Below are 14,017 nucleotides of genomic sequence, written 5' to 3'. Positions count from 1 at the left end.
GATTTATTAAGCTCTTATTATAGAATCTTCCAAGATTTGATGAAAAGATTTTTCATCATCCAAAAACTGTACCATGATAGGGATGTAAAACAACCTGCTTTGAAATGATTTAGGTAATTCTGGAAAGCAGATTAATCTCACCCAATCCTTTTCAGTAGTGATGATATCAGCATTTTCTAAATTTGCGAATCCATCAATTTCTTCAATTTCTTTTGAAGTAAAATTATGATGGTCTGCAAAGTCATAATGCTTTACAACATTAAATCCTTCATTAATTAAATGCTCTTTAAATTTTTGAGCTTGAGCAATTCCTGTTACTAAAACAATTTTCTTTCCTACCTCTTGCCCTTCTTTTGTCGCCACTGTTTTTTCATATTTTACAGAAGTGAAAAACACAGCCTTATCAATATAACGCACAATTTCGTTCTTAATCTTTTCCTGTTCAATTCCCCCCAAATTCGGTGGGCATTTAGTCACAATCACAATATCTGCTCTTTTGGCTCCCTTTCTGCTTTCCCTTAAAGTGCCTGATGGCAAAACATAATCTTCGTAGAAAAGAGAATTGAAATCAGTCAATAAAACTGAAAAATTGGGTTTCACACTTCTGTGTTGATAGGCATCATCTAAAACAATAACTTCATTTTCAGGATGTTCATAAATTAAACTCGGAATTGCCAAAACTCTATCCTCTCCTACTGAAACTACTGCTGCCTTTCTGAATTTCTGATAAATTTGAAATGGTTCGTCCCCAATTGTTTTGGGTGAATCTTCATCATTAGCAATTCTAAAGCCTTTAGATTTTCTTCCGTAACCTCTTGATAAAGTAGCCACTTTATTAGAATATCCTTTTTCAATTAAATACCTTAAAATATATTCCACAAATGGAGTTTTCCCAGTTCCTCCCATGGACAGATTGCCCACAGAAATAATTTTGGTATCAAAATGAAAAACAGCTTTGTGTTCGATATCGTATAAATGATTCCTTAATTGCATTACCCATTTGTATAAAATACTAAATGGTGACATTAATAATTGCCAATACTTATTTTTAAATAATTGCAAGGGCTGTAAAACTTTTTAACTTTGACCGAATTGAAACAAAAACAAATATGAGCAAAATAAAGGATATCGTCCAACATTTGGAAAGCATTGCGCCTTTAGCTTATCAAGAATCTTATGATAACGCGGGTTTGATAGTGGGCGATGCATCTAAAAATGTTAGCAATGTCTTGATCACTTTGGACGTAACCGAAGAAGTAATTGATGAAGCCATATCTAAAAATTGTGAATTGATAGTAGCACATCATCCTATAATTTTCAAAGGATTGAAAAAACTAACTGGAAGCAATTATGTAGAAAGAACTGTTATTAAAGCCATTAAAAACGATATTGCCATTTACGCATCTCATACAAATTTGGATAATATTAAAAATGGAGTGAATGCTAAGATTGCTGAAAAGCTAGGCTTGATTAATACCGAAATCTTAAGCCCTAAAAATGGTTTCTTAGGTAAATTAAGTGTTTTTGTCCCTCAAGAAAATTCTGAAGAATTAAAATCTGCTTTACACGAAGCAGGCGCAGGTCAGATTGGTGAATACAAAGATTGTGCTTTTGAAACAGCAGGAAAAGGAAGTTTTCTCCCATCTGACAAAGCCAACCCAAGCATCGGCAAAAAAGGAGAGCTAGAAACTGTAGATGAACATAAGATAGAAATTATTTTTCCGATGCATTTAAAAAATAAAATCTTGAGTGCCATGAAAAAGGCACATCCATATGAGGAAGTAGCTTATTATTTACATCAGTTGGAAAACAGTTATGAAGATTTAGGCTCAGGAATGATAGGAGAAATAGCGCAACCCATGGAGTCAAAAGAATTTTTTGACTACTTGAAAGATAAAATGGATTTATCCGTTATAAAACATACTAAAGAGATAAACCGTAAAATAAAAAGAGTTGCAATTTGTGGAGGAGCTGGTTCATTCCTAATTTCACAAGCAAAAATTAAGCAAGCAGACATTTATATCTCATCTGACATTAAATATCACGAGTTTTTTGATGCTGATGAAAGGCTGATTATAGCCGACATAGGGCATTATGAGAGCGAACGTTTTACAAATGAGATATTTTATGCAATATTGAAAGAAAATTTTGCTAATATTGCACTCCATTTAGGACAGACTGTCACGAATCCGATAAAATATTATTAACTGCATGGAAAGTACTGTAGCACAAAAGCTTGATGCCTTGAAAAAATTACAAGGTATCGATTCAAAATTAGACGATATTAAAAAAGTGAGGGGAGCCCTACCTGACGAGGTAGCTGATTTAGAAGATGAGATTGCAGGCTATGAAACCCGTATTCAAAAATTCGATGAAAGCGTAAAAGCAATCAAAGATGAAATTGAAGCCGCTAAGCAAGGCATGAAGGAATCAGAAAAGTTGATTGCCAAATATGGCGAACAGCAAATGAGCGTTAGAAATAATCGCGAATATGATGCCATCACTAAAGAGGTTGAATTACAGCAATTGGATATTCAAATCCATGAGAAAAAAATAAAAGAAGCTGAAGCTAAAATTGAAGATAAGGTAAAAGGCATCGAGGAAACTAAAGCTATGCACGAAGACCGTGTAAAAGATTTAGAAAGCAAACGTGCTGAATTAGAAAATATCGAGTCTGAAACAACAGAGGAAGTTAGCAAACTTGAGAAGGATAGAGAAAAGGCGCTAAAGAAAATTGAAGATAGATTAGCTGCTTCTTATGAAAGATTAAGAGGAAATGTTAGAAACGGCTTAGCTGTTGTTCCTGTTAAAAGAGGAGCTTGCGGTGGTTGTTTCAATACTGTTCCCCCTCAGAGACAAGCTGATATCAGAGATAGAAAAAAATTAATCGTTTGTGAGCACTGTGGTAGAATCTTGACTGATGTTGAAGAGGAAATCATAGAAGAAAAGCCAAAAAAGAAACGTACTACAAGAAAGACTACTACTGCAAAGAAAAAAGCAGAAAAGTAAATTGTAGAAACAGTTATAAAATTAGAAAGCCTGTCAGATTCAAATCCGACAGGCTTTTTTCATTACTTAAAGTAAATAATGCTAGCTTATCCCGCTTGATGCTCTTCTCTCAATAAATCATTGACAGTTTTTACAGGATTGAAAGTTGATAATGGCACTTCAACGAAAAGCGTAATCCAGTCAGACATTGCGCCATTCCAGAGCCCCGGAAGCTCTAGAGCTTTTAACTCTCTCCCATCTTTTGATTTACTTGTGATAAAACCTGTTTCAGGATTTCTATATTTTAACAAATCATATTTTCTTCCGTGAAAATCTTTAATCCCACATATTAGATCCACAGGGTTAAAATGAGTGGCATTTTGTAAAGCTTCTTGTGCTTTCTTATCATCAGGATCTATTTGGGAAGTTTCTGCTATTTGTAGGTTTAAAGAGCCGTCTTCCTCATTTACCCAAAACGGACCACCACCTGGTTCTCCAGTATTTTTCACCATACCGCAAATTCTTATTGGTCGATGCAATAGATACTGTAAATAGCCAACTTTCTCTGAAAAATCTAATTGGGCATAATCATCCTTGAATACCAAAAACAAATCTTTTCGAGCGAAATTCTCAATTTCCAATAATTCTAATTCGTTTATATTGCGCTCTAATTGATTCTGATATCCAAATAATTTACTTTGAACACTCATTAATAAACCTGCCAAAGCTTTTTTATAATGAATGGTTTTCAGCTTTAAATGGTCGGGCACCACATTATCAATGTTCTTTATGAATACAATATCATGATCTAAATCATTCAAGTTTTCAATTAAAGCTCCATGCCCTGCTGGGCGAAATAATATACTTCCATCATCATTATAGAATGGAGTATTATCAGGATTAACGGCTATAGTATCAGTTTCTGGTTTTTGTTGAGAAAAAGTAATATCAAAATCATTAAAGCCTTTTCTAACATGTTCAGCATGCTCTTCAAAAAGTTTTTGATGCTCTGGAGAAACTGTAAAATGCAATCTTACTTTCCCTTGAATTCCTCTTGCATAATTTTCACCTTCAGTAAAATGTTCACCAACAGGAGTTTTTATACCTGACTTATAATCATGAAAATCTAATAGCCCTTTCGGTAAATTACCATAATTCAAACCTTCTTCTAACAATAAAGCTTTTACAATGGAATGGTATTTCTTTGCTTTTAAAGCATCATCTAAACCAATACTCTTTTCCATCATTTTTTTATCCAATGCTTCAGAAAAAGCAAACTTGTGGATATTATTAAAAAAAGTTTTTAAAAATTCATCCTGCTCAGCTTGGGATTCATCCTCTTCCATAAAAGCATACAATCTTTTGAACATACGACTAGCAGCACCACTTGCAGGCACGAACTTAATCATATTATAATCCATACACTGCTTTTCAAAAAAGGCAATGAATTCATCTATGCTTTTCTCGGATAGTTGAATTATACCATCTCCTATTGTGGCAGGTCTGTCTACAGATAAATAAGGAAATCCTTTCTTAAATCTTTCTAATTGCTCTTCTACCAACTCCACAGATTTACCTGCTTTTTTAATATCATCTTTCAGTTTATCATCCATAATTTTGGGTTGTTAGGTTTAAAAATAAGTTTCTAAAGCCATTTTGTAACTGTTTTCATAGGCTTTATATAAATTCTTCCAATCAAAAACTTCAGACAAATCCTCTGATTGATTTCTCATATCAATTCTTTCCCTACTCGTGATCTGAGTAAACTCCCACATCACATTTGTTAATTCCTCTGCTGCTTCATCAAAGCTTTTATTGGCTCTTTTCACTATAAACATTCCGTGTTTTTTATCACCAATGCTTACATTCTTCATGTAGTCTCCAAATCCTGATAAATCTGATGTTACAGAAGCAACTCCCCTAGCCAATGATTCTAAAGGAGTATAGCCCCATGGCTCATAATAGCTAGGAAAAACGCCTAAATGGCACGCTCTAACAAAATCATCATACTCCATTCCGAATAACGGATTAGTGGAAGATATGAAATCAGGATGATAGACTACTTTAACTTTATCGGATTCATTGTTAACAAGGTTGGCCGTTCTTAAGAAATTTAAAATAGAATCATTTGCATCATCTACCAAATTATGTGTTACTACTGGCGGTAAGCCTCCTGATTTCCAGGCTTGTATAGTTCTTCTATGTCTTAATCTCCAATAATCATCCACCATATCATTTAGGTTGGGTAATTTATGGTCGCCTTTGCTTGAAGCAGCTTGTCTATATAATCTGTTTTTAATCTGCTCAACAATTGCATTTGAATTAGCATTGATTTTATCAAGCATTGCCCTTGCATTCAAAACATCTGGGTTTATGGATTTAACGGGCTGACGAGTAATAAAAAACATTACAACAGTTAGAGGTGAATTAGCCTCTTTAAGCCGATGATTTAAGCGAGCCAAAGCCTCTAAAGTTAAATCATATCCTTTATTGGAGTACTCAAACCGACCTGATGTAAAAAAGTATAGGGTTTTATTTAAGTCAAAAGAATAGCTTTTGAAAAAATGACCCATTATAAAATTCTCCAGTAATTGCTTATACTTATGATGCAAATTTTGAACTTCGTGTAAAACCGAAAATCGTTCAATATTCAATCCATTAGGTAAAATTTTATCTGGACTTCTCCCCAATAAATGGAAACATTCTTTTCCTGTAACTTCACTAACCGTTGTAAAAACGTGAGCACCATGTACGCAGGCTCGTTCTAGTTTTACGTTTGCCTCTACATTAAAATGGACTGCTTCCTTATGCCAATCCATAAAAGGTAAATGGTCATAAAATTGAGGATCATTCATCGCAAGATACCTTCCCAAAAGAGTAGCATGAGTGGTAAAAACCGTTTGCAAAGGCACTTGATCTCTTCTTAAATTCGGGACAGCAGAACCTGCCATCCATTCATGGAAATGAGCCAGAGGTTTAATTTTTTGGTCAATGGCTACTCGTGTCATTTCTGAAAGAAAAATATGAACCATATAACCAAAGGCTAGAACTTCATCCATCAAAGGATCATGGTTTTTAAAATCAATTCCATGATTTTGCCAATAGTAATATTTTATATCTCCTAATTCATGAAATGCTGATTTATGGTCAAATAAAAGAGTTTGTGGCCTGCCTGAAACTAACCAATAACCAGATTTTATACTTAACCCTTTTTCTCTGCAAATTCTTAATGTTTCATCTATAACAGAATGACCAAAGTCAGCTTCTTCAAAATCAGTGGCTGCTTCCTTTGGAGCATAAGGACCTATCAAAAAATAATTTTTATCCCATTTTTTGACCATAGTCGGAACTTTAGAACGAATTACCGTATAAATGCCGCCTACTTGATTACAAACTTCCCAGGCAATTTCTGTTAAAATATGGGTTTGATTATCAATTGTATTATCATCATTCATATTAGTGTGTTTCTCAGTAATTGGAATAGATTATTTATATGATTTAATAATAATTAGCAAAACAACATCTTTTAACACTGATTATCAGATCATTAATGTTGCTCCAATCATTAGTACCTATCAGGCACAATTTAATTTATGAGAATAATCTCGAATAATGTCAGAATATAAGAAGAAATTGCTTGATTTTCTGTAAATTATAAGAGTATAAACTCATAAACCCTTAATTTAAAAAAAATAAAGAAATACTTAGTGTATTAACTACAATAAGTAGTTAATTTTGTATTGAAAATGGCGATAAATCGCTAAATTTTATCTCTTAATATGGAAGAAAATAAAGACAATGCTCAAGAATCTGAAAAAGACTTTGAGGGCAATTATATAGAAAAATTTCAAGAGCAGAAGGAAGAAGAGTTTTACCCTGGCGGGATTATTAGCTGGAAACAGAAGAAAGGTAGATTAAAGATTTATGCTCAGAATTCTACATTAGAATTAAGCATTATCAGTGAAAAAATTTTAAAATTTAGATATGCCAATGACGGCTATTTTGAAGATGATTTTTCTTATGCTATTGATCCTGAATTCGAATTAGGAAATACAAATTATCAATTTGAAGCTCAGCAAGATTCACTGATTATCAAGACAGAATTATTGCAGTGTATCATAAAGAAATCTGATGCTACTATCAAAATTCTGAATAAAAATGGCAAGATCTTAATTGAAGATGAAAAAGGATACCATTGGAAAGATGAAAGAAGGTTTGGTGGACATGTGGTAATTTCCACTCTTAAATCTTCTAAAACCAATAAATATTACGGACTTGGAGATAAAACAGGGAATCTAAATCTAAACGGAACCCGCAGGGAGTTATGGGGAACTGATTGCTACGGATATGGCAATGAAACTGATCCAGTTTATAAAAACATTCCATTTTTTATGGGATTGAATGATGGAGAAGGCTACGGTATTTTCTTAGACAATTCATTCAGAAGCTTCTTTGATTTCGGTTATGAAAGGAAAGAAGCTATAAGTTTCTGGGCACAGGGTGGTGAAATGCGTTACTATTTCATCTATGGTCCGCAGTTAGAAAACGTAGTACAAGATTATACTGAGCTCACAGGAAAATCTCCAATGCCACCAAAATGGGCATTAGGATATCACCAAAGTAAGTGGAGTTACTATCCTGAAAGCACTGTTCGGGACCTTGCCAAAACATTTCGAGAGAACAGAATACCATGTGATGTCATCCATTTGGACATTGATTATATGGATGGTTATCGCATTTTCACTTGGAATAACGAAAGATTTCCGAATCCCAAACAAATGATTGCCGATTTAAAAAACGATGGTTTTAAAACGATCGTGATCGTTGATCCAGGGATTAAAATCGATCCACTATATACGGTTTATCAGCAAGGTGTACATCACGATTATTTCTGCCAAAGAATGGATGGGGCAAGATTTAAAGGGAGCGTTTGGCCTGGTCCTTGCCATTTCCCCGATTTTACTAATCCGGCTGCTAGAAAATGGTGGTCTGGCTTATTTGGCGGACTATCACAAGACGGAGTAGCGGGTGTTTGGAATGATATGAATGAACCAGCTGTATTTGAGGAAGGCACTTTCCCAAGAGATGTTCGACATGATTATGAGGGTCATCCTTGTAGCCACAGAAAAGGGCATAATGTTTACGGCATGCAAATGGCTCGGGCAACTTATGAAGGTTTGGAGCAATTCGCAGGAAATAATAGAAGCTTTACCATCACCCGATCTGCCTACGCAGGAATTCAACGATTCAGCTCCGTTTGGACAGGAGACAATCTTGCTTCATGGGAGCATTTGAAAATAGCCAATGTTCAATGTCAAAGATTAAGTGCATCAGGAGTTTCTTTTGCCGGCTCGGATGTAGGTGGATTTATTGGCGCCCCAGATGGAGAATTATATACTCGCTGGATTCAAATGGCTACTTTCCATCCTTTTTTCAGAACACATTCTTCTGGAGACCATGGGGACAAAGAGCCATGGCAATTTGAGGATAAATATTTAAATATTGTTAGGAAATTTATTGAATTGAGGTATGAAATTATGCCATATCTCTATACTACTTTCTGGCAATATGCAGAATATGCAAAACCTATGTTGAGATCCATCTCATTGGCTTACCAAGAGGATACTGAAACCCTAGAAAGGGAAGAAGAATTTCTATTGGGCCAGCATTTATTAATTTGCCCAGTTTCTTCACCTAAAGTGAAGGAGCGAATGATGTATTTGCCTGAAGGTAATTGGTACAACTATTGGACAAATGAACTGATTTCAGGAAAAAGAGAAATACAAGTCGCCACGCCTCTGGATCAAATCCCAATGTTTATTAAAGCTGGAGCTATTATTCCTATGCAAGATAAAATGCAATATGTAGATGAATTTGTGCCTGAAAACATCAAATTGCATATTTATAAAGCATCAAATGAAACTGTTAGTGAATTGTATGAAGATGATGGTCTAACTAAAGATTTTGATATAGGCATCAGTACATTGCACACTTTTATTCAGAAACCCGTAGATAACACTATCATCATTCAGCATAAAATGGAATCAGAATATGAATCGGGTTCAAAAGGCTTTGAAATTCATTTACATGGATTTAGTAATGTTGAAAAAATGATTGTTGATGGAAATACTGTCAATGTGAACAATGATTCTAAAATAATAGTCGATAGAAATTTTGACTCCTTAGAGATCATAAAACAATAAACCTTAAAAACAATTGCTCATGGAGGTATTAATGATAGGTCCCGGGAATCCAAACCCACAAAACAGTGGATTAGGAATTGCCTGTTATCATATTGCTCAAAATTTAGCTAAAAATGTGCATTTAAAGCTTTTTTCAGTTGAAAGTGCAGAAGAATTAGCTGATCAGGAAACAGAAACCAGCAGAACCGAAACACTAAACCGACAAAAATTAACCAACAAAAAGCAACTGAATGCCGATTTGGTTCACCTTTCCGTTAAAAGTGAGTTGAATCCTTATTTCTATGCAAGTAGTGTTGAAATAGAACAGCACCAAAATGACAATAAAAATATAGAAATCTCTGTACAGGAAGCCCTAGAAGATTTCAGTCAAATAATAATTTCGAAAAGCAGAAATCTAGATTTTGATATTATTTATGCTCATGACTGGACAGCCATTCCTGCCTCTAAAAATTTGAAAGAACTGAGCGGCAAACCATTTGTACTGCACATTCATGCTTTAGATTATGACAGAGCCGGAAAAATAAGCAACTCATGGTTATTCGATTTGGAAAAAGAAGGCATGCAAATAGCCGATTTAGTGATTGCGGTAAGCGAATACCATAAAAAAATTATGGTAAAAGAATACGGAATTAAAGCCTCTAAAATAAAAGTAATTCACCATGGAATTGATGAATTACAAGTGTCTGATTATAAAGCACCATTTGATGAGGATATTATTCTGTTTTGCGGAAGATTAAGTCTGCAAAAAGGAGCTAAAACTTTTATTGATATAGCAGACGCTTTATTAAAAAAGGAGAAAAATCTTCGTTTTGTAGTAACAGGACAAGGAGAATTACTAGAAGAAATGATTGCCTCTTCAACTGAAAAAGCTATTCTAGATAAAATACATTTTACTGGTCATCTTCCTCAAGAGGATGTTTTTGCCATTATGAAAGCATCTCAGGTGATGGTGATGCCTTCATTATCAGAACCTTTTGGATTGTCAGCATTAGAAGCCGTTAGTTTAGAATTACCAGTGGTTTTATCTAAAAATTGCGGAGTAGCAGAAGTTTTGAAAGATGTGCCCAAGGTGGTAAAAAGCAATATTGACAGCTATGTAACAGCTATTAGAGAAATACTGACGAATAGAGAGCAATCTTCAAAAATTGCAAAAGATAATGCAGAATCTGTTAAGAAAAGAAATTGGGAGACGGTTTCAGATGATATATTTTCAGCTTTAAAGCAAGAATTGAAAAATGGATAATTATCAAATCATACATTTCAATCACCCTTTAGAGGTGAAAAAATTATCTTTTTTAGATATTGGAAAAAACCTTCCTGCTATTGATGAAACCAAAAGTCAGAAGGATTTTTCTGTGGATTTCGTTAATACCATTCAACCTAAATTAAAAACGGTTTTAAATATGGCAGAAGAAAATAAATCGCCTTTGGTTTATTTCAGTCTACCATTTTTATATTTTCTCAATCAGCTGAATACTGATCTATTGCTTGAAATCAAAAAGCAAGTCAAAGCCAGTAAAATTCAGTTGGTCGGTTCTTGTGCATATCATTCATTTAGTTATCTCTGCTCCCCCATTCTTTTCAAAAAAGAAGCAGAATTGTATTTAGAGGGCTTGAAGGAATATTTCGATAAGAAACCAGGCATGTTCATCAATACAGCTTGTTTGTATGATGACCAAATTGCGGAAATAGTAAAATCTTTAGGCTATCAGGGCATAATAGCCACTGCAAATACCTGGCATCTGGCAGGAAAGCATTCTGGTCAAGTCTATAAATCAAACACAGCTCAACCCTTTAATATTTTACTTTCCAATGGTGATGGCCCTGATAATTTTCAAATTAGTTTAGTAAATGGATATGGAAGTGCCTATACCTCTGATTTCATAGATAAGGATATTTCAAACAAAAAACAGATTCAAGAACTATTCTTAATGGATAATGAAGATGAGCATAGTGTTTATGCAGTGAGTTTACCATTAAGCTCACCATCTTGGGAACATAAAATTCCGGATTATACTAATAATCCATTGCAGAAAGCATTACTGAAACAAAGTTCAGCTTTAGTCACTCAATTTCATTCAAAATTATCAATTGATGATTTAAAGCTTTTGATGTTACTTTGCCAACCAGACCATCTCTTGCAAATCAATCAAACCAGCAAGGAAGAAGGTTATGACCATTTTATTAGCAGCATGAATCATTTGACTGATATTAGCTTGCGGTATAAGTAAATTCGAATTACGAATGGGGTAATTAGGAATTGGATATGAGTTTTAGGTTATATGTTTTAGGTTTTGAGTATGACCTGATCACACAACATCCTACACCCATCACCCTACTTTTTATACAAATCCATCAAATCCCCAGCGATCTTTCTTGATGAAAACTTTGCCAAGTGAGCATCTACATTCTTAATCAGATGTTCATTAAAATCATTATCTTCAGCTAATTTCACCATCTGTGCAGCTAGCTCTTCGTGATTTTTTGGGTCTGCATAAAGTGCGTGCTCTCCTCCTGCTTCTTTCATAGCGGATTGATTACCCGTAACAACTGAAGTGCCCACTGATAGCGATTCCAATACCGGAATACCGAAACCTTCAAAACTGGAAGGATAAACCGAAGCTACCGCTCCTTTATAAAGATAAGGCAATTCTGTAAAAGGAATATTATTATAAATTCGAACACTTTGACCAAGTTTCAACGAATTAATCTCTTTTTCCACTTCTCTTTGATAGTCTGTTTTTTTTCCGATAATCAAAAGTAATAAATCATGCTTAACCTGATCTAAAACTAATTTAAAAGCCTGAACCAAATCCTTGGCATTTTTTCTATCTTCAATCGACCCTACATACAAGAAATAAGGTTGGTGTAAACTATACTGATCAAGCAAATACAATAATCTTCTAGTTTTCAAATCCTGATTATAAATTGGATGCACTCCTTGATAGACTACATTAATTTTAGCTGCATCAATATCAAAAAATTCAATGATATCATTTTTCGTTTGTTCGCTGATAGCAATAATTTCATCTGCTTTTTTACAGGCTGACTTAAATTTTTTCTTATATATTTTCCTATCGATAAATGGGTAATAGTCAGGATAGCGTAAGAAAATCAAATCATGAATGGTGACAATTTTCTTAGTATTGCCTTTCAATCCACTTGGTAACTCATTACTCAAACCATGGAAAACATCGGCATTTTGTTTTACAGCCAGCTTCCCTATCCTGTTGGAGCGCCACGCACTTTTTAAAGAACCTGCTTTCCAAAGTCCTGATGGTAGAACTGTAATGTCTTTATTCTCTTTATAAAAATTTTTAGCCTCCTCGCGTTTAGATATTTTTGGAGTAAAAAGTGAGTACTGCTCCTCTGGATAATGCTCTTTTAAAGCAGAAATTACAAATCGACTATAATTACCTAATCCAGTAAAATTGTTGAAAGCACGTTTGGCTTCAAAAGCTATATGCATATTTAATTAATTCTTAGAATTTGAATCTACCCAAAACTAAATAAATTTCTTATGTAGTACTCATTACTTCTTTAAAAAGAAAGATAATTTGTAGTTTTGCACCTAAGCGGGGAATGAATGAATCGATATAAAATAAAGACTTTAGAAAACGGAATTAGAGTTATCCACCAGCCGGTAAGCAACTCAAAAATAGTGCATTGCGGTTTTGCTTTGGACATTGGAAGCCGTGATGAAAAACCACATCAGGTGGGAATTGCTCATTTTTGGGAGCACATGGCTTTTAAAGGCACAAAAAGACGAAAAACCTTCCACATTCTCAATAGACTAGATTCTGTTGGTGGTGAATTAAATGCCTACACTACCAAAGAAAAGATTTTCTTCCATGCTTCAGTGTTGGAGCAATATCTGGATAAAGCAATGGATTTATTGGTGGATATCACTTTTCAATCTATTTTCCCTGAAAAACAAATTGAAAAAGAAAGACAAGTCATTTTGGAAGAAATGGCGATGTACAAAGATTCTCCTGAAGATGATATTCAAGACCAATTCGATGAGGTGATTTTCTCTGGGCATCCTTTAGGAAATAATATCTTAGGGACTGAAGAAAGCCTGAAAAGTTTTACCAGACAGCATTTCTTGGAGTTTTTGGAAGAAAATTTAGATACTGAGCGTACCGTTTTTTCTATTGTGGGAGATATCTCGGAAAAAAAACTAGAACGTTACACTAAAAAATATTTAGAACCGATTGAGCATCATAAAAGAAAAAGAGATAGAATTCCTTTTGATATTTATCAGCCTAACACTATAAATTTTAATAAGGAAATATCACAATCTCAATGTGCAATTGGTGCCACTGCCTACCCTATTCACCATCCAAAAAGATTAGCTTTCTTTATGTTGGTTAATATTTTGGGAGGCCCTGGAATGAACAGTAGATTAAATATGGCACTAAGGGAAAAACACGGATTTGTTTATGCTATTGATGCCGGATACCATCCCTTTACGGACACAGCACTTTTCAGTATATTTTTCGGAACCGATCCAGGACAACTTCCGAAAAGCATTAAACTAGTGAAAAAGGAATTAAGGAAGTTGCAGGAAAAACCTTTGGGGAGTTTGCAATTGCACGTAGCCAAACAGCAACTGATGGGGCAATTAGCCATGGCAGAAGAAAATAATATGAGCTATATGCTAATGATGGGTAGAAGCTTATTGGATAAAGATAAAATCGAATCTTTAGATGAGCTTTTTGAGCAAATAAAGCTGGTTTCTGCTAAAGATCTACAAGATACCGCACATGAAATTTTTGCTGATGATCGATTGAGCATCTTAACATACAAAGCCAAAAGAAGATAAT

General features: G+C 34.4%; 10 protein-coding genes. 6 read left to right on the top strand and 4 right to left on the bottom strand.

Annotated features, from left to right (window positions below; genetic code table 11):
- Positions 1–6: 6 nt before the first annotated feature.
- Entirely contained in the window at positions 7–1,026 is a 1,020-nt protein-coding gene (gene lpxK, locus QYS49_RS09525; RefSeq protein WP_308351578.1) for a tetraacyldisaccharide 4'-kinase, read from the bottom strand.
- An 83-nt stretch (positions 1,027–1,109) separates the two neighbouring features.
- Here lpxK and QYS49_RS09520 point away from each other — a divergent pair, with 83 nt between their 5' ends.
- A complete protein-coding gene (locus QYS49_RS09520; protein WP_308346984.1) occupies positions 1,110–2,207 on the top strand; it encodes a Nif3-like dinuclear metal center hexameric protein in 1,098 nt (365 codons plus the stop codon).
- Positions 2,208–2,211: 4 nt separating this feature from the next.
- Positions 2,212–3,009 (top strand): zinc ribbon domain-containing protein, encoded by a 798-nt coding sequence (locus QYS49_RS09515; RefSeq protein ID WP_308346983.1) that lies wholly within the window; start codon positions 2,212–2,214, stop codon positions 3,007–3,009.
- Between the two features lie 86 nt (positions 3,010–3,095).
- On the opposite strand, the gene QYS49_RS09510 is transcribed toward QYS49_RS09515, so the two are convergent.
- The gene (locus QYS49_RS09510; RefSeq protein WP_308346982.1) at positions 3,096–4,601 is read right to left on the bottom strand and encodes a DUF4301 family protein; all 1,506 of its coding nucleotides are present in this window, start codon (positions 4,599–4,601) and stop codon (positions 3,096–3,098) included.
- Positions 4,602–4,619: 18 nt separating this feature from the next.
- The gene (locus tag QYS49_RS09505; protein ID WP_308351561.1) at positions 4,620–6,443 is read right to left on the bottom strand and encodes a glycosyltransferase; all 1,824 of its coding nucleotides are present in this window, start codon (positions 6,441–6,443) and stop codon (positions 4,620–4,622) included.
- Positions 6,444–6,767: 324 nt separating this feature from the next.
- Between QYS49_RS09505 and QYS49_RS09500 the strand changes: the two genes are divergently transcribed.
- Genes QYS49_RS09500 through QYS49_RS09490 form a run of 3 tightly spaced genes read left to right on the top strand, consistent with a single transcriptional unit; the run spans position 6,768 to position 11,422 of the window.
- Positions 6,768–9,191, top strand: coding sequence for a glycoside hydrolase family 31 protein (locus QYS49_RS09500; protein WP_308351560.1), 2,424 nt, complete (start codon positions 6,768–6,770; stop codon positions 9,189–9,191).
- A 19-nt stretch (positions 9,192–9,210) separates the two neighbouring features.
- Positions 9,211–10,434, top strand: coding sequence for a glycosyltransferase family 4 protein (locus QYS49_RS09495; RefSeq protein ID WP_308351559.1), 1,224 nt, complete (start codon positions 9,211–9,213; stop codon positions 10,432–10,434).
- A complete protein-coding gene (locus tag QYS49_RS09490; RefSeq protein ID WP_308351558.1) occupies positions 10,427–11,422 on the top strand; it encodes a polysaccharide deacetylase family protein in 996 nt (331 codons plus the stop codon). The genes QYS49_RS09495 and QYS49_RS09490 overlap by 8 nt, the downstream gene beginning before the upstream one ends.
- A gap of 104 nt (positions 11,423–11,526) precedes the next feature.
- Here QYS49_RS09490 and QYS49_RS09485 read toward each other — a convergent pair whose 3' ends face one another.
- Positions 11,527–12,660, bottom strand: coding sequence for a glycosyltransferase family 4 protein (locus QYS49_RS09485; RefSeq protein ID WP_308351557.1), 1,134 nt, complete (start codon positions 12,658–12,660; stop codon positions 11,527–11,529).
- 117 nt (positions 12,661–12,777) lie between these two features.
- Here QYS49_RS09485 and QYS49_RS09480 point away from each other — a divergent pair, with 117 nt between their 5' ends.
- The gene (locus tag QYS49_RS09480; protein ID WP_308351556.1) at positions 12,778–14,016 is read left to right on the top strand and encodes a M16 family metallopeptidase; all 1,239 of its coding nucleotides are present in this window, start codon (positions 12,778–12,780) and stop codon (positions 14,014–14,016) included.
- Position 14,017 lies beyond the last annotated feature (1 nt).

The organism is Marivirga salinae (genome assembly GCF_030503855.1).
GTDB lineage: Bacteria > Bacteroidota > Bacteroidia > Cytophagales > Cyclobacteriaceae > Marivirga > Marivirga salinarum.
The sequence above is the reverse complement of the archived record's forward strand: the minus strand, read 5'-3'. Positions and strand labels throughout refer to the sequence as shown.

Coding starts and splice junctions, on each gene's coding strand:
- lpxK (WP_308351578.1), bottom strand. CDS start 1,026: ATGTCACCATTTAGTATTTTATACAAATGGGTAATGCAATTAAGGAAT.
- QYS49_RS09520 (WP_308346984.1), top strand. CDS start 1,110: ATGAGCAAAATAAAGGATATCGTCCAACATTTGGAAAGCATTGCGCCT.
- QYS49_RS09515 (WP_308346983.1), top strand. CDS start 2,212: ATGGAAAGTACTGTAGCACAAAAGCTTGATGCCTTGAAAAAATTACAA.
- QYS49_RS09510 (WP_308346982.1), bottom strand. CDS start 4,601: ATGGATGATAAACTGAAAGATGATATTAAAAAAGCAGGTAAATCTGTG.
- QYS49_RS09505 (WP_308351561.1), bottom strand. CDS start 6,443: ATGAATGATGATAATACAATTGATAATCAAACCCATATTTTAACAGAA.
- QYS49_RS09500 (WP_308351560.1), top strand. CDS start 6,768: ATGGAAGAAAATAAAGACAATGCTCAAGAATCTGAAAAAGACTTTGAG.
- QYS49_RS09495 (WP_308351559.1), top strand. CDS start 9,211: ATGGAGGTATTAATGATAGGTCCCGGGAATCCAAACCCACAAAACAGT.
- QYS49_RS09490 (WP_308351558.1), top strand. CDS start 10,427: ATGGATAATTATCAAATCATACATTTCAATCACCCTTTAGAGGTGAAA.
- QYS49_RS09485 (WP_308351557.1), bottom strand. CDS start 12,660: ATGCATATAGCTTTTGAAGCCAAACGTGCTTTCAACAATTTTACTGGA.
- QYS49_RS09480 (WP_308351556.1), top strand. CDS start 12,778: ATGAATCGATATAAAATAAAGACTTTAGAAAACGGAATTAGAGTTATC.